Source organism: Bradyrhizobium sp. PSBB068 (genome assembly GCA_016839165.1).
In the GTDB taxonomy this organism is placed as follows: domain Bacteria; phylum Pseudomonadota; class Alphaproteobacteria; order Rhizobiales; family Xanthobacteraceae; genus Bradyrhizobium.
The window spans coordinates 5,114,227-5,128,922 of record CP069300.1; the positions used below are offsets into that span (position 1 = coordinate 5,114,227).

A 14,696-nucleotide genomic window follows, 5' to 3' on the forward strand; every position below is an offset into this window, starting at 1 on the left:
GGATGTGTTCAAGCCGGATCGCCAATTGCGGCGTGATCTCTAAAGCCGGACCATCAGTGGCAGTTCCGGCGGAGCGGCGGAAAGTGGCCAGTCCATCTCCGATCGTGCTTATATCCCCAGCTCCATTGCCGTGTGAACCCATCGGGACTGCGACCTGTGACCACGAAAACCACCGCTCCCATCATTGTTCCAGACCCGGACGATCCGCGGCTGACGGAGCGCGTGGTCGGCGTCGACCAGACCGGCGCGCGGACCGAGATCAAGGTGCCGGTCGAGCGGCCGCTCACGCTATACCTCAACGCGCAGGAGATCGTCACGATGATGACGATCAACGACTATCCCGAATACCTCGCGCTCGGATATCTGCTGAACCAGAACATGCTCAAATATGACGACGTCGTCACCGAGGTCGAATATGACGACGATCTCGAGGTCGTCGTGGTGCGCACCGCGCACCACACCAATTTCGAGGCGAAGCTGAAGAAGCGCACGCAGACCTCGGGCTGCGCCCAGGGAACGGCGTTCGGCGACCTGCTCGAAGCCGTCGAGAAGGTCGCGCTGCCGAAGGCCGAACTGCGAACGTCCTGGCTCTACCGGATGACGCACACCATCAACACGATGCCGTCGCTGTATCTGGAAGCGGGCGCCATCCACGGCTGCGTGCTGTGCAAGGAGAGCACGCCGGTGTGCTACACCGAGGACGTCGGCCGGCACAACGCCGTCGACAAGATCGCGGGCTGGATCTACCGCCACAATGTCGATCCGGCCGACAAGATCCTCTACACCACCGGGCGGCTGACCTCGGAGATGGTGATCAAGACGGTCCGGATGGGCATCCCGATCCTGGTCTCGCGCTCCGGGTTCACGGCATGGGGCGTCGATCTGGCGCGGCAGGTCGGATTGACGCTGGTCGGGCGCGCGCGCGGCAAGCGCTTCATCGCGCTGTCCGGCCAGGAGCGGATCGTCTACGACCAGAACCTCGACTATGTCGAAGAGGAATCGATGCGTCACAAGCGCAAGGGCGAGACCGACAATGACTGACATTCCCGGCGTGCTGCTGGCCGGCGGCCTCGCGCGGCGGATGGGCGGCGGCGACAAGCCGATGCGCCAGATCGCGGGCCGCACCATCCTGCAACGGGTGATCGACCGACTCGCGCCGCAATGCAGCGGGCTGATCATCAACGCCAATGGCGATCCCGCGCGGTTCGCCGCGTTCGGCTTTCCGGTCGTAGCCGACGATGTCGTCGATTTTCCCGGTCCCCTCGCCGGCATCCTCGCCGCACTCGACTGGACCGCGGCCAACCGGCCGGATGCGAAATGGGTGCTGAGCGCGGCGGGCGACTGTCCGTTTCTTCCGCGCGATCTCGTCGCACGCCTGGAGCAGGCGCGCGCCGCCGAGAATGCCGAGCTCGCAGTCGCCTCATCCGGCGGCCAGACCCATCCGGTGATCGGCCTCTGGAGCGTGCGCCTGCGGAACGAATTGCGCCATGCGCTGGTCGAGGAGGATGTGCGCAAGATCGATCGCTGGACCGCGCGCTATCCGCTGGCAACGGTCGAATGGCCGACCGAGCCGCTGGATCCGTTCTTCAACGCCAACACCGTTGAAGACATCGCGGAAGCCGATCGTCTCGCCGCGCTGGACGGCGGATAGGCGGCTGCGTGCCTAGCCGGTGAAGCTCACACCGCTGAGGTTGCCGCCGGCGTCATATGTAAAGGTCCATCCCCATGCCGTGGTGGATCCACCTCTTGCGTCAATCACGTTCTCGCTGACATGATTCTGGTCCCACTTCATGCCGCCCGCGACGTCATCCAGCTGATCGAGGCTCAGTTCGGTTGCGTTGAGATTCGCCATCGCCGTTGCTCCTGTTTGAGACTGCGGCGGAGGCTTACGTCGATTGGATTTGAGCTACCGTGACGTGGGTCACATCATCGCGGGTGGACGACTGGAGAAGCCGCTGCGTTCGTCAATCCGCCCTGCAATCCCTCCAAACAAAACGCGGCGCCGAAGCGCCGCGTCTCAACTTGCCGATCGTGCCTGTCCGTCAGCTCGCGGCGGCCGCCGGCTCGTCGCGCTGGCGCTTCATCACGATCTTGTTCAGCGCGCCGAGATAGGCCTTGGCGGACGCGACCAGCGTGTCCGGATCGGCCGCGCGCGCGGTCATCGAGCGGCCTTCATGCGCCAGGCGCACCGAGACCTCGGCCTGCGCGTCGGTGCCTTCGGTCACCGCGTGGACCTGATACAGCTCCAGCTTGGCCTCGTGCGGCACCAGGCGCTTGATGCAGTTGAAGACGGCATCGACCGGGCCGTTGCCCTCGGCCTCTTCGATCTTGATCTGGCCGTCGACGTCGAGCTTCATGGTCGCGCGCTGCGGGCCATGGGTGCCGGCGATCACGGTCAGCGAGGTCAGCTTGATGCGGTCGTGGGCGGCCGCCATCTCCTGGTCGACCAGCGCCTCGATGTCCTCGTCGTAGATGTCCTTCTTGCGGTCGGCCAGCGCCTTCATCCGCGTAAAGGCATCCTCCAGCTGGTTGGCGCCAAGCTTGTAGCCCATCTCCTCCAGCTTGTGGATGAAGGCATGGCGGCCGGAATGCTTGCCCAGCACCAGCGAGGACTGCTTCAGGCCGACCATCTCGGGCCGCATGATCTCGTAGGTCGAGGCGTCCTTCAGCACGCCGTCCTGATGGATGCCGCTCTCATGGGCGAAGGCGTTACGGCCGACGATCGCCTTGTTGTACTGCACCGGGAACGAGGTCGCGGCCGATACCACCTTGGAGGCGCGGGTCAGCTGCGTGGTGTCGATCTTGTTCCAGTACGGAAACTTGTCGTTGCGCACGTTGATCGCCATCACGATCTCTTCCAGCGCGGCGTTGCCGGCGCGCTCGCCGATGCCGTTGACGGTGCACTCGACCTGCCGCGCGCCGCCGACGATGCCGGCCAGCGAGTTGGCGACCGCCATGCCGAGGTCGTTGTGGCAATGCACCGAGAAGATCGCCTTGTCGGAGTTCGGCACCCGCTCGATCAGCGTCCGCATGAAGTGGGTGTATTCCTCCGGCACCGTGTAGCCGACGGTGTCGGGGATGTTCACCGTGGTGGCGCCGGCCTTGATCACGGCTTCGACGATCCGGCACAGATAGTCCATCTCGCTGCGGGTGCCGTCCTCGGCCGACCATTCGACGTCGTCGATCTGGTTGCGGGCGCGGGCGACCATCGCGACCGAGGTCTCGATGACCTGCTCGGGGGTCTTGTTCAACTTCACGCGCATATGCAGCGGCGAGGTCGCGATCACGGTGTGGACGCGGCCGCGGCGGGCGAACTTGACGGCTTCGGCGCAGCGGTCGATGTCGGCCGGATGGGCGCGGGACAGGCCCGCGATCACCGAGTTCTTGGAGCGGCGGGCGATCTCGCTGACCGCCTGGAAGTCGCCTTCCGAGGTGATCGGGAAGCCGGCCTCGATGACGTCGACGCCCATGTCGTCCAGCAGTTCGGCGACCTCGAGCTTCTCCTCGAAGGTCATGGTGGCGCCGGGGCACTGCTCGCCGTCGCGCAAGGTGGTGTCGAAAATGATGACGCGGTCCTTTTCGGACTTATCAGCGGTGGCCATGTCAGAAATTCCTTTGAGCTTTTGCGCCCGTCATTGCTGCTTGAGCGATTGGTTGGGCGATTATCAGGGTCCGGTGATCTCGTACAAACCCCTGAGTGCCCAGGCACAGATGCCCAGCCGGCCCTCAGGGGCAGGTAAGAAGCAGGCCGCCAATAAGCAGGGTGGGCCGCGCGGCCGGGATCGTGGCGGTAGCCTGGGCCACCTCCCCCGAAATCCCATCGATTTGGCCGCGAATCAGCATTGCCAGACCCTGTTGAGCGCCAAAACCCTCGGTCAAAACCATTGACGGTTGGTTGCCGGGACGCGCTTTGCGCCGTCGTTCTAGACGATTATGGCAAGCCGCCGCAATGGGTAAAGATGGTCAGGGGGATTGACCTAACGTGGCGAGACAGCTTGGCGCATCAGGGACGCGAAAGCGGGGGGCTCTCCTCCCCTCGGGCGACCGCCGCAGCCACGCTTGGCCAAATCTCGCAAAACAACCCCATGCAAAGGGGAGCGGGCGGCCGCCGGCGTTGGACAAGGCACTTGACGCGTCGGGCAACTCACGGCTACATTTCTAATATTCCGAAATCATTCAAGCGCCTCGCATCGGACCCCAGCAAGGCGAGCCGAGCCCAACCGGTGGGCTCACCTCACATCGGCCAGCGATATAGCGCGGGTTGCGCCGCAGCCGCGCCGCATTGCAGACCTCGAAGCATGGTCGGACACTGGCGCGTCGCGCGATCCGGCAAAGGGGCCGGCGGTGATGAGGTCCGATTCCGGCCAGCACGTCCCGCCGCGCCGACCTGGATCGAACCGATCAATCAGCCCCGGAGATATCGCGCTCGATCACACCGATCACATGATCGGCGCGGAGGCGATCGCCCGCTTCATCTCGACCGAGATGCACCGCCCGTTCTCCGAGATCGACATCGCGTTCCGCGCGGTTCATGCCGACGGCGACAGCGTCATCGTCGAGGAACGCATGCGCGCCACGCTGCCCGGCGGCCGGACTTACGACAACGACTACTGCTTCGTGGTCGAGGTCGAGGTCGGCCGCATCAAGCAGGTGCGCGAATACATGGACACGCGCAAGGGCTGGCAGATGGTGTTCGGAGAAGCTGCGGCGTGAAGCGTGCTGGGCGCGCTCCGGCGCAGTTGCATGCACACGTAAGGGACGCACCAGCGGGCGGGTTCCCTCCCCCCTTGCGGGGTAGGGGAATCGCATATGGCGATGGAGGGGTGTTGCCAAGCGGTTGGAACTGGATTCTTTGGGTGTCTCTCGCTTCCCGAGGGAGACCAGAATGCGCCAACTCAAGCGCCTGCTTCGACCACTCAAGGACCCCCGCGCCAGCAACGTGCGGCACGATCTGGTGGAGATCATCGTCATCGCCTTGGCGGCGACACTGGCCGGCGCCAAGACCTGCACCGAGTTCGAGTTCTTCGGCAAAGGCCGAGAGGAGCTGTTGCAGCGGTTCCTGGAGCTCAGATCCGGCATCCCCAGCCACGATACGTTCAGCAACGTCTTCCGTGCTCTGGACCCGAAGGGGTTGGAAGCGATTTTGCGCAAGCTCAGCAAGGGCTTCGGCATCAAGGGCGTGGTCAGCATCGACGGCAAGGCGTTGCGCGGCGCCTTCATGCGTGGGCGGCAATCCACACCGCTGCATATGGTCAATGTCTGGGCGGCAGGCACACGCATGGCGCTGGCTCAAAGGAAGGCCCCCAATCGCAACGAGGTTGCCGGCGTTCTCGAAGTCCTCGCCTCGCTCGATCTGGACGGCGCTCTTGTCACTGCCGACGCCTTGCATTGCCGGCCCGATGTCGCGCAAGCCATCCGCGACCGGAAGGGCCACTACGTTCTGGCCATCAAGAGCAATCGCGGCCGGCTCTTCAAGGCCGCCAAGGCGTTGCTCGACACCGCCCGACGGCCTGCGCGAGCAAGCCAGCGAAGAACCGCCGCCCACGATCGCATCGAGCGCCGGCAAGCCATCATCGTGCCGGCACCGCAATTGGCGAAGCAACATGGCTTCCCCGCTATCGTCGCGGTCGGCCGCATCGACAGCTGGCGCGCAACTGCCGGCAAGCCTGCCAAGCGGACGGCCCGATACTTTCTGGCTTCGCGGCGGCTGCCAGCCAAGAAGCTGCTCGACGTCGTCCGCGCCCACTGGAGCATCGAGAACAACCTGCACTGGGTTCTCGACGTTCTGTTCGACGAGGACGCTTGCCGCAGCCGCAAGGACCACGCCCCGGAGAACCTTGCCGTCATCCGCAAGCTCGCCATCAACGCCCTGCAAGCCACGCCAGGTCCAGCGCGAACCAGCCACAAAATGCTCCAGGCAAGATGGAGCAACGACTTCCTTCTCACCGTCCTGGCCCATATGCGATAGCCCTACCTTGCGGGGGAGGGTTAGGGAGAGGGGTGGCCACACGGAGACTCTCTCGACTTTTTGCAACGACGCACGATCAAGATTGCAGACGCAACGCTTCGCCTCGATGACCTTCGCCCGGGGCTCACCCCTCTCCCCACCCTCCCCCGCAAGGGGGGAGGGAGCCGCCGAGGGTGCTCACCTCACGTTCGCAGGCAGACTGAACACGCTGAGCGGCGTAGTCACACGTGCGCCGGGACGCGCACCGCGAAAACCCTTCCTACACCATGACATCAGGCATGATCTCGACCGGCGACAACCATCGCGCGTGCGCGGCCGCCGAAGTCAATCTTTGCTCAACGGGTTGCCTTTAGGGTGCCGGCGGCGGCCGGATGTTAGGGCGCGACCTGTTTGGTTAAGGAGATATAGCGATCATGCCCGCGACGAACGTGGCCGAAGGGCCCAATCAGCGACAAGCCGGCTTCAATCTCTTCCTCGTCGGCTTCCTGATCCTGTTCCTCGAGCTGGCCTGCATCCGCTGGTTCTCGGCCAAGGTCGTCTTCCTGCAATTCTTCACCAATATCGTGCTGCTGGCGGCCTTCCTTGGCATGTCCTGCGGCTGCCTTGCCGCGCGGCGGACCACCAACTGGCTTGCGCTGTTTCCGGGGCTCGCGCTCGTGACCTTCGCCGCCGTGGCCACGATCATGGTGCTGTATTTCCAGTGGGGCGAGTTCGCAGTCGACGTCGGCCATCAGGCCTCGCCGCAGGAGGTGTTCTTCGGCACCGAATATCGCAACCCGGATCTCGCCAAATTCGTGGTGCCGATCGAGGCGATCGCCGGGCTGTTCTTCGTGCTGATCGCGCTGATGTTCGTCGGCCTCGGCCAGACGCTCGGCCGCGCCTTCGATGCCTACCCGAACCGCGTCGCCGGCTATTCGCTCAATATCGGCGGCAGCCTGGCGGGCATCGTGGGGTTCTCGCTGCTGTCGTTCGCACAGGCGCCGCCGGTGGTCTGGTTCGGCATCAGCTGCGCCGGCATCGCCTATCTGCTCTATCAGGACAAGGCGCTGTCGCTGCTGCGCCTCGTGACGATCATCTTCGTGGTCGGATTTACCGGATTCTACACCGATCGTTCCGGCAACCATGACATCCGCTGGTCGCCTTACTACGCCGTCGACCTCAACAAGAAGAGCGGCGAAATCACCGTCAACAGCATCGGCCATCAGGAAATGATGCCGTTCAGCGAACGCGGCTCGTCCTATTCGCTGATCCATTTGCTGCAGCAGCACAGCGGCGGCGCGCCGTTCAAGGACGTCATGATCATCGGCGCCGGCTCCGGCAACGACCTGGCGCACGCCTTGCGCTTCGGCGTGGAGCGCGTCGATGCGGTCGAGATCGATCCCGCGATCCAGGACATCGGCATCCACAACCATCCCGACAAGCCCTATCAGGACCCGCGGGTGGTGCCGCATCTCGACGACGGCCGGCATTTCCTGCGCACCACCGAACGCAAATACGATCTCGTGGTGTATGCGCTGGTCGACTCGCTGATCCTGCACAGCGGTTATGCCAACATCCGTCTCGAAAGCTACCTGTTCACCGAACAGGCGTTCCAGGACGTCCGCCGTGTGCTGAAGCAGGACGGCATCTTCGTGATGTACAACTACTACCGCCAGGGCTGGATCGTGCAGCGCGTCGCCGAGATGGCCAAGCAGGTGTTCGGCTGCGATCCGCTGGTGCTGCCGCTGCCCTACAAGGAAACCCTGACGTCATCGGAAGCGGTCGGCTTCACCACCATCATCGCGGGCTGCAATCCCCGCATCTCCACCGCGTTCCGCGACCGCGGCAAGTTCTGGCTGAACAGCATTCCGCCGGAGAACCTCGCGGTCGACGGTTTCGACAAGCCGCAGGAGAAAGCCAAAGACAAGGCAACCACGCAGCGCGGCGACTGGGTGCCGCTGGCGCCGGCGAAATTGGTGGTCGACAATGAAGGCGCCAGGCAATCGACCAGCGACGACTGGCCGTTCCTCTATGTCAGCGGGCGGCTGATCCCCGACCTCACCGTTCGCTCGATGATCCTGCTCGGCGTGCTCGGGCTCGGCCTCGTCTATCTGTTCAAGCCGAAGGGCGCCTGGCGGCCGAACAACCGGATGTTCTTCCTCGGCGCGGCCTTCATGCTGCTCGAGACCAAGGCGGTGGTGCAGATGGCACTGCTGTTCGGCAGCACCTGGCTGGTCAACTCGGCGGTGTTCTTCACCGCGCTGCTGCTGATCCTCGCCGCCAATCTGTATGTGATCAAGGTGCCGTCCACCCGGCTGGTGCGGCACTATGCCGGGCTGCTGCTGCTGCTCGCGGTCTCGGTGCTGGTGCCGCTCGACACCTTCCTGAGCGGCGGCATTGTCTGGCGCTACGTGATCCCGTGCGCGCTGGCGCTCGGCCCGATGTTCTTCGCCGGCGTGATCTTCGCCCGCACCTTCCGCGACGAGGCCAATCCCGACCAGGCGTTCGGATCCAACATCGCGGGCTCCGTGATCGGCGGCCTCGCCGAGTCGTGCTCGACCCTGCTCGGCTTCCGCTATCTCCTGATCGTGGCGATCGGCTTTTACCTCTTGTCCGCCTGGATGCCCTCGCGCAAGGGCTAGCGTGGGGCGAGTAAGGGACGCAACAGCAGAAGGGTTCCCTCCCCCCTTGCGGGGTAGGGTTAGGGAGAGGGGTACCACACGGGGACTCTCTCGATTTGTCTTTCGACGACGCGATCAAGATTGCAAAGGCAACACTTCGCCTCGATGATCTCGCCCGGGGCCACCCCTCTCCCCACCCTCCCCCGCAAGGTAGGGCTATCGCATATGGGCCAGGACGGTGAGAAGGAAGTCGTTGCTCCATCTTGCCTGGAGCATTTTGTGGCTGGTTCGCGCTGGACCTGGCGTGGCTTGCAGGGCGTTGATGGCGAGCTTGCGGATGACGGCAAGGTTCTCCGGGGCGTGGTCCTTGCGGCTGCGGCAAGCGTCCTCGTCGAACAGAACGTCGAGAACCCAGTGCAGGTTGTTCTCGATGCTCCAGTGGGCGCGGACGACGTCGAGCAGCTTCTTGGCTGGCAGCCGCCGCGAAGCCAGAAAGTATCGGGCCGTCCGCTTGGCAGGCTTGCCGGCAGTTGCGCGCCAGCTGTCGATGCGGCCGACCGCGACGATAGCGGGGAAGCCATGTTGCTTCGCCAATTGCGGTGCCGGCACGATGATGGCTTGCCGGCGCTCGATGCGATCGTGGGCGGCGGTTCTTCGCTGGCTTGCTCGCGCAGGCCGTCGGGCGGTGTCGAGCAACGCCTTGGCGGCCTTGAAGAGCCGGCCGCGATTGCTCTTGATGGCCAGAACGTAGTGGCCCTTCCGGTCGCGGATGGCTTGCGCGACATCGGGCCGGCAATGCAAGGCGTCGGCAGTGACAAGAGCGCCGTCCAGATCGAGCGAGGCGAGGACTTCGAGAACGCCGGCAACCTCGTTGCGATTGGGGGCCTTCCTTTGAGCCAGCGCCATGCGTGTGCCTGCCGCCCAGACATTGACCATATGCAGCGGTGTGGATTGCCGCCCACGCATGAAGGCGCCGCGCAACGCCTTGCCGTCGATGCTGACCACGCCCTTGATGCCGAAGCCCTTGCTGAGCTTGCGCAAAATCGCTTCCAACCCCTTCGGGTCCAGAGCACGGAAGACGTTGCTGAACGTATCGTGGCTGGGGATGCCGGATCTGAGCTCCAGGAACCGCTGCAACAGCTCCTCTCGGCCTTTGCCGAAGAACTCGAACTCGGTGCAGGTCTTGGCGCCGGCCAGTGTCGCCGCCAAGGCGATGACGATGATCTCCACCAGATCGTGCCGCACGTTGCTGGCGCGGGGGTCCTTGAGTGGTCGAAGCAGGCGCTTGAGTTGGCGCATTCTGGTCTCCCTCGGGAAGCGAGAGACACCCAAAGAATCCAGTTCCAACCGCTTGGCAACACCCCTCCATCGCCATATGCGATTCCCCTACCCCGCAAGGGGGGAGGGAGCCGGACGAGTGTGCTTACCTTACGTGGCGGGGCACGAGCGCGAGAAAAACGCCGCCGCTTTTCACGTCCTACTTCGCCTTCTTCTCCGCCGCGCCGCCCTTGCCTTCGGCTTCCAGCGCCGCGCGGATGTGCTTGAACTCGCTCAGATCGGCCTTGCCGACCACGGGGAATTTCAGATCGAGCCGGTCGAGCGCGCTCACGATGGTCGAGCCGATCACGGCACGGGCGAACCATTTGTGGTCGGCCGGCACGATGTGCCAGGGCGCGTCCCTGGTCGCGGTGTGGTGGATCATGTCCTGGTAGGCGGCCTGGTATTTGGCCCAAAGCTGCCGCTCGGAAATGTCGGCCATCGAGAACTTCCAGTACTTGGCCGGCTCCTCGAGCCGGTCGAGGAAGCGCCGGCGCTGCTCCTCCTTGGAGACGTGCAGGAAGAACTTCAGGATCATGGTGCCGTTGCGCGACAGATAGCGCTCGATCGCGGAGATGTCCTCGAAGCGCTCGCGCCAGATGTTCTTGGTCACCAGCTTCTTCGGTATCTTCTGCTTGTCCAGCACCTCGGGATGCACCCGCACCACGAGGCACTCCTCATAATAGGAGCGATTGAAGATGCCGATGCGGCCCCGCTCCGGCAGCGCGATCATCGCGCGCCACATGTAGTCGTGGTCGAGCTCGCGGGTCGAGGGCTGCTTGAAGGAGGAGACCTCGCAGCCCTGCGGATTGACGCCCTCGAACACGCTCTTGATCGCTGAATCCTTGCCGGCGGCATCCATGCCCTGGAAGATCAGCAACAGCGACCAGCGGTCCTGGGCGTAGAGCTTCTCCTGGAAATCGTTGAGCCGCTTGCGGTTGGCCTCGATGATCTTGCCGCCGGCGTCCTTGTCGATGCCGCCCTTCTCGGCGGTCGGGTACGACTTGAGGTGAAATTCGCCACTCCCGTCGAAACGGAACGGCGCAACGAAGGGTTTCAGTTCATCGGCGAGCGATGGGGACGGTTTGTTGTTCATGACCTCTCGGCGGCTTGCGTGGCGATTTGATCCGGTCGATCACGCTACCAAGAATGCCCTTGGGCAGGAAGATGATGAACAGCACCAGCAGGACGCCATAGACCAGGTTGTCCCAGCCGACCGCCTTGGTGCCGAACGAGATCCGCAGCACCTCGGCCAGCACGATGGTGATGACGGCGCCGACCGTCGGCCCGAGCGCGACATAGACGCCGCCGACGATCGCCGCGAACACCATCTGCAGGGAGACCGCAATCCCGCTCACCGTGTCGGGCGAGATGAACATCTGGTACTGGCAATACAGCGCCCCCGAAAGCGCGGTCATCAGCGCGCTGATCAGCGTGATCTTGAGCTTTTCGGCGGTGACATTGACGCCGGCCGCGGCAGCCGCGTCCTCATCCTCCGAGATCGCCTCCATGGCGTGGCGGATCATGCTGCGGTCGATCGCGCGCCAGATCACGAGGCCGAAGGCCCAGACCGCAAGCGCGATCAGGTACCAGGTGATCTTGTCGTCGAATTGCAGCGCGAACAGCCCCTTGCCGCTCGGCGCGCGTTGCGGCGTGTAGCCGAGCGAGCCGCCGGTATAATCGCGGGTCGCGGTGATGACCTGCAACACGATGCCCGACAGCGCGAGCGTCACCAGCACGAAATAGTGCCCCGTGATGCGGAAGCGGAAGCAGGGATAGGCGACGACGAGCGCGAGCCCGCCCGCGGTCGCCATGCTCAGGGGAATCCCGATCCAGGGCGACAGCCCGAGATGGTTCCAGAGCAACGCGGTGACATAGGCGCCGATCCCCATGAAGCCGCCATGGCCGAGCGAGACCAGGCCGAAGCGGCCCATGATCGACCACGAGGTGTAGGCGAACGACCAGATCAGGATCAGCACCAGGAGATGCAAATGATAGGGATCGCGGTGCACGAAGGGCAGCGCGACGAGCACGAGGAGTGCAATGATCCAGCCGGCAGCCTGCCTGCTCACGAGCGCCTCGCGAGCAGGCCCGCAGGCCGGATGAACATCATGACGATGAAGAAGGCGAAGGCCAGCACGTAGCCCCATTCGAGATCGGAGAACAGGCCGCCGAGCGAGATGATCTCGGCGAACACGAAGGCGGCGACGAACCCGCCGATGAAATTGCCGAGGCCGCCGAGCACGCAGATCAGGAAGGTGATCGGCCCGAACGACAGGCCGACGAACGGATGCACGTCGTATTGCAGCACCAGAAGGCAGGCCGCGAGGCCGGCGAGCCCGCCGCCGATCGCCGAGGTGACGAGATAGATGCGCTTGGGATCGACGCCCATCAGTGGCATGATCTGACGGTCCTGTGCGATGGCGCGGATCGCGGTGCCGGTGAAGGTGCGGGTCAGGAACAGATAGACGCCGATCATGCCGGCCAGCGCCGCGGCAAACGACAGCAGCCGGGCGTAGCTGAAATTCATCTCGCCGAGCGCCAGCACCGGCAGGCGGATGCCGAGATTCTTGAAGTCGATGCCGAAGGCGACGGTGGCAAAGCTTTGCAGGATGAACAGCACGCCGCCGGTGGCGAGCAGCTGGTTGATCGGCGGCGCGGTCAGCAAGGGCGCAATGACGAGGAAATGCAGCGCGGCGCCGAGCAACGCCACCAAGAGGATGACGAGCGGCGCGGCGGCCCAGTATGGCAGATGGAACACCTGTACGAGATAGTACATGCCGTACATCCCGATCATCACGAGCTCCGCATAGCAGATCCAGGTGACGTCGATGACGCCGAAGATGAGGTTGAGCCCGAGCGCGAGCAGCGCCAGCACGCCGCCGAGCAGAATGCCGTTGATGACGGCCTCCAGCAGGTAGATGTCGAAGATGTCGAGGAAGGATTGCATGGCTGCCTCTCTCTTACCTCTCCCCGTCGGGGAGAGGTCGGCGCGGAGCGCCGGGTGAGGGCAACAGGTCCCACGAGAGAGCGTGCCCCCTCACCCGGATCGCATCTGGCGATGCGATCCGACCTCTCCCACAGGGGGAGAGGTGAACCGCCGATGCCGCAACACTTTCCGATATTGTCAGCACGTCCTACACCCCCAAATACGCCTGCTTGATGGTGTCACTTGCCGCGAGTTCCGCCGCCGTGCCGGCGGCGCGGATCGTGCCGGCCTCCAGCAGATAGGCGCGGTCGACCACGCGCAGCACCTGCTGCACGTTCTGCTCGACGATCAACACCGTCAGCCCTGCGGCGCGGATGCGCTTGACCAGCTCGAACACCTGCTGCACCACGACCGGCGCGAGGCCGGCCGACGGCTCGTCGAGCAGCAGCAGTTTCGGGTTCGACATCAGCGCGCGGCCGATCGCGCACATCTGCTGCTCGCCGCCCGACATGGTGCCGGCCATCTGCTGCAGGCGCTCCTTGAGGCGCGGGAACAGCTCGAACACGAAGTCGAGCCGCTCGGCGTAATGCGCGCGGGCGCCTTGCATGTAGGCGCCCATCTTCAGATTGTCGGCCACCGTGAGCCGCGGAAACAGCCGGCGATTTTCAGGCACATGCGCGATGCCGAGACTGACGATGCGATGCGCAGGCGTCGCGACGACGTCGGTGCCCTGCATCGTGATGGAGCCCCTGACCGGGCGGATCAGGCCGGAGATCACGCGCATCAGGGTGGTCTTGCCGGCGCCGTTCGGGCCGATCACGCCGACCGCCTCGCCCGCCCTGACGTCAAGGTTGACGTCGAACAAAGCCTGGAAGCTGCCATAGCCCGCATCGATCGATTTCAGCTCCAGCATGCGGCTCACGCCCCGATCCGGCGGCGCGCCTGCGCCGCGGCCGCCGCCGCAAGGCTCGCATCCGCATCGGTGCCGAGATAGACCTCGATCACGCGGGCATCGCCGGCGATGTCGGCCGGCAGGCCTTCGGCGATCTTCTCGCCGTGATCGAGCACCATGACGCGGTCGACCACGCGCATCAACACGCCCATGATGTGCTCGACCCAGATGATGGTGATGCCGAGCTCGTCGCGGATCCGGCGCAGCATGTCGGCAGCCTGGTCCATCTCGGCCTCGTCGAGCCCGCCGAGACTTTCGTCGGCGAGCAGGAGTTTCGGCCCAGTGGCGAGCGCCTTTGCCAGCTCGAGCTTCTTCAGGCCGGCGGCGCCCAGACCCTCGACGCTGCTGTGCCGATCGGTCGGCAGGCCGACCATCGCAAGCGCCCGCTCGGCCGCCGCCTCCGCCTTGCTGCGGCTGTGGCGGCCCTGGCCGTAGAAGCCGGCGAGCGCGACATTCTCGAAAATGCTGAGGCGATGGAACGGCCGCGGGATCTGGAAGGTACGGCCGATGCCGCCGACGATGATCCGGTGCGGCGCGAGCCCCGCGATCTCGCGGCCGTCGAACAGGATCGAGCCCGAGGTCGGCGGCAAGGTGCCCGACAGCATGTTGAAGATCGTGCTCTTGCCCGAACCGTTCGGGCCGATCAGGCCGAGGATCTCGCCCTGCTCGACGCGGAACGACACGTTGTTGACGGCTCGAAAGCCGCCAAACCGCTTGACCAGGCCTTCGACGGCGAGCACGGCGATCCCTTTCGCAGCGCGATGAGCCGGCGCCTATCGGCGATGCCGACGTGTCGCAACACGCCGACGCGCAGCCTTGGTGACCCGCATGAATCCCTCCCGGAGATTGTGCACTGCATTTTTTGTTGTCTTGCCGCCCTATCACAGGGGGAGCGGCGGATGATGTCAAGCGCGATGGCTGCGGACGTAC

At 64.6% G+C, this 14,696-nt stretch carries 13 protein-coding genes; 5 read left to right on the forward strand and 8 right to left on the reverse strand.

Annotated features, from left to right (window positions below; translation table 11 throughout):
* The first annotated feature begins 156 nt into the window (after window positions 1–156).
* On the forward strand, window positions 157–1,041 hold the full coding sequence (locus JQ507_23980) for a formate dehydrogenase accessory sulfurtransferase FdhD (GenBank protein ID QRI67995.1): 885 nt from the start codon (window positions 157–159) through the stop codon (window positions 1,039–1,041).
* A complete protein-coding gene (gene mobA, locus JQ507_23985) occupies window positions 1,034–1,651 on the forward strand; it encodes a molybdenum cofactor guanylyltransferase MobA (protein QRI67996.1) in 618 nt (205 codons plus the stop codon). The genes JQ507_23980 and mobA overlap by 8 nt, the downstream gene beginning before the upstream one ends.
* Before the next feature lie 12 nt (window positions 1,652–1,663).
* Here mobA and JQ507_23990 read toward each other — a convergent pair whose 3' ends face one another.
* On the reverse strand, window positions 1,664–1,852 hold the full coding sequence (locus tag JQ507_23990) for a hypothetical protein (GenBank protein QRI67997.1): 189 nt from the start codon (window positions 1,850–1,852) through the stop codon (window positions 1,664–1,666).
* Window positions 1,853–2,042: 190 nt separating this feature from the next.
* A complete protein-coding gene (locus JQ507_23995; protein QRI67998.1) occupies window positions 2,043–3,602 on the reverse strand; it encodes a 2-isopropylmalate synthase in 1,560 nt (519 codons plus the stop codon).
* Window positions 3,603–4,347: 745 nt separating this feature from the next.
* On the opposite strand from JQ507_23995, the gene JQ507_24000 reads away from it, so the two are divergent.
* The 3 genes from JQ507_24000 (at window position 4,348) to JQ507_24010 (ending at window position 8,589) form a co-directional block, all read left to right on the forward strand.
* Window positions 4,348–4,713 (forward strand): nuclear transport factor 2 family protein, encoded by a 366-nt coding sequence (locus tag JQ507_24000; protein ID QRI67999.1) that lies wholly within the window; start codon window positions 4,348–4,350, stop codon window positions 4,711–4,713.
* Between the two features lie 172 nt (window positions 4,714–4,885).
* Window positions 4,886–5,968 (forward strand): ISAs1 family transposase, encoded by a 1,083-nt coding sequence (locus tag JQ507_24005; protein ID QRI73484.1) that lies wholly within the window; start codon window positions 4,886–4,888, stop codon window positions 5,966–5,968.
* A gap of 413 nt (window positions 5,969–6,381) precedes the next feature.
* On the forward strand, window positions 6,382–8,589 hold the full coding sequence (locus JQ507_24010; GenBank protein QRI68000.1) for a hypothetical protein: 2,208 nt from the start codon (window positions 6,382–6,384) through the stop codon (window positions 8,587–8,589).
* A gap of 195 nt (window positions 8,590–8,784) precedes the next feature.
* Here JQ507_24010 and JQ507_24015 read toward each other — a convergent pair whose 3' ends face one another.
* From JQ507_24015 to JQ507_24040, 6 genes are all read right to left on the reverse strand, one after another.
* The gene (locus JQ507_24015; GenBank protein ID QRI73485.1) at window positions 8,785–9,867 is read right to left on the reverse strand and encodes an ISAs1 family transposase; all 1,083 of its coding nucleotides are present in this window, start codon (window positions 9,865–9,867) and stop codon (window positions 8,785–8,787) included.
* Window positions 9,868–10,045: 178 nt separating this feature from the next.
* Window positions 10,046–10,981 carry a polyphosphate kinase 2 family protein gene (locus JQ507_24020; GenBank protein QRI68001.1) on the reverse strand — a complete coding sequence of 312 codons (936 nt, stop codon included), beginning with the start codon at window positions 10,979–10,981 and terminating at the stop codon, window positions 10,046–10,048.
* Window positions 10,947–11,957 carry a branched-chain amino acid ABC transporter permease gene (locus JQ507_24025; GenBank protein ID QRI68002.1) on the reverse strand — a complete coding sequence of 337 codons (1,011 nt, stop codon included), beginning with the start codon at window positions 11,955–11,957 and terminating at the stop codon, window positions 10,947–10,949. The genes JQ507_24020 and JQ507_24025 overlap by 35 nt, the downstream gene beginning before the upstream one ends.
* Window positions 11,954–12,835, reverse strand: a complete 882-nt coding sequence (locus JQ507_24030) for a branched-chain amino acid ABC transporter permease (protein QRI68003.1) — start codon at window positions 12,833–12,835, stop codon at window positions 11,954–11,956. Before JQ507_24030 ends, JQ507_24025 begins: the two co-directional genes overlap by 4 nt.
* 187 nt (window positions 12,836–13,022) lie before the next feature.
* Window positions 13,023–13,727, reverse strand: coding sequence for an ABC transporter ATP-binding protein (locus JQ507_24035; GenBank protein QRI73486.1), 705 nt, complete (start codon window positions 13,725–13,727; stop codon window positions 13,023–13,025).
* A gap of 5 nt (window positions 13,728–13,732) precedes the next feature.
* The gene (locus tag JQ507_24040) at window positions 13,733–14,506 is read right to left on the reverse strand and encodes an ABC transporter ATP-binding protein (protein QRI68004.1); all 774 of its coding nucleotides are present in this window, start codon (window positions 14,504–14,506) and stop codon (window positions 13,733–13,735) included.
* Window positions 14,507–14,696 lie beyond the last annotated feature (190 nt).

Bases quoted from the DNA above. Each gene is read 5' to 3' on its own strand.
- mobA (QRI67996.1), top strand. From the start codon at position 1,034: ATGACTGACATTCCCGGCGTGCTGCTGGCCGGCGGCCTCGCGCGGCGG.
- JQ507_23990 (QRI67997.1), bottom strand. From the start codon at position 1,852: ATGGCGAATCTCAACGCAACCGAACTGAGCCTCGATCAGCTGGATGAC.
- JQ507_24035 (QRI73486.1), bottom strand. From the start codon at position 13,727: ATGCTGGAGCTGAAATCGATCGATGCGGGCTATGGCAGCTTCCAGGCT.
- JQ507_24020 (QRI68001.1), bottom strand. From the start codon at position 10,981: ATGAACAACAAACCGTCCCCATCGCTCGCCGATGAACTGAAACCCTTC.
- JQ507_24000 (QRI67999.1), top strand. From the start codon at position 4,348: ATGAGGTCCGATTCCGGCCAGCACGTCCCGCCGCGCCGACCTGGATCG.
- JQ507_23995 (QRI67998.1), bottom strand. From the start codon at position 3,602: ATGGCCACCGCTGATAAGTCCGAAAAGGACCGCGTCATCATTTTCGAC.
- JQ507_24030 (QRI68003.1), bottom strand. From the start codon at position 12,835: ATGCAATCCTTCCTCGACATCTTCGACATCTACCTGCTGGAGGCCGTC.
- JQ507_24010 (QRI68000.1), top strand. From the start codon at position 6,382: ATGCCCGCGACGAACGTGGCCGAAGGGCCCAATCAGCGACAAGCCGGC.
- JQ507_24005 (QRI73484.1), top strand. From the start codon at position 4,886: ATGCGCCAACTCAAGCGCCTGCTTCGACCACTCAAGGACCCCCGCGCC.
- JQ507_24015 (QRI73485.1), bottom strand. From the start codon at position 9,867: ATGCGCCAACTCAAGCGCCTGCTTCGACCACTCAAGGACCCCCGCGCC.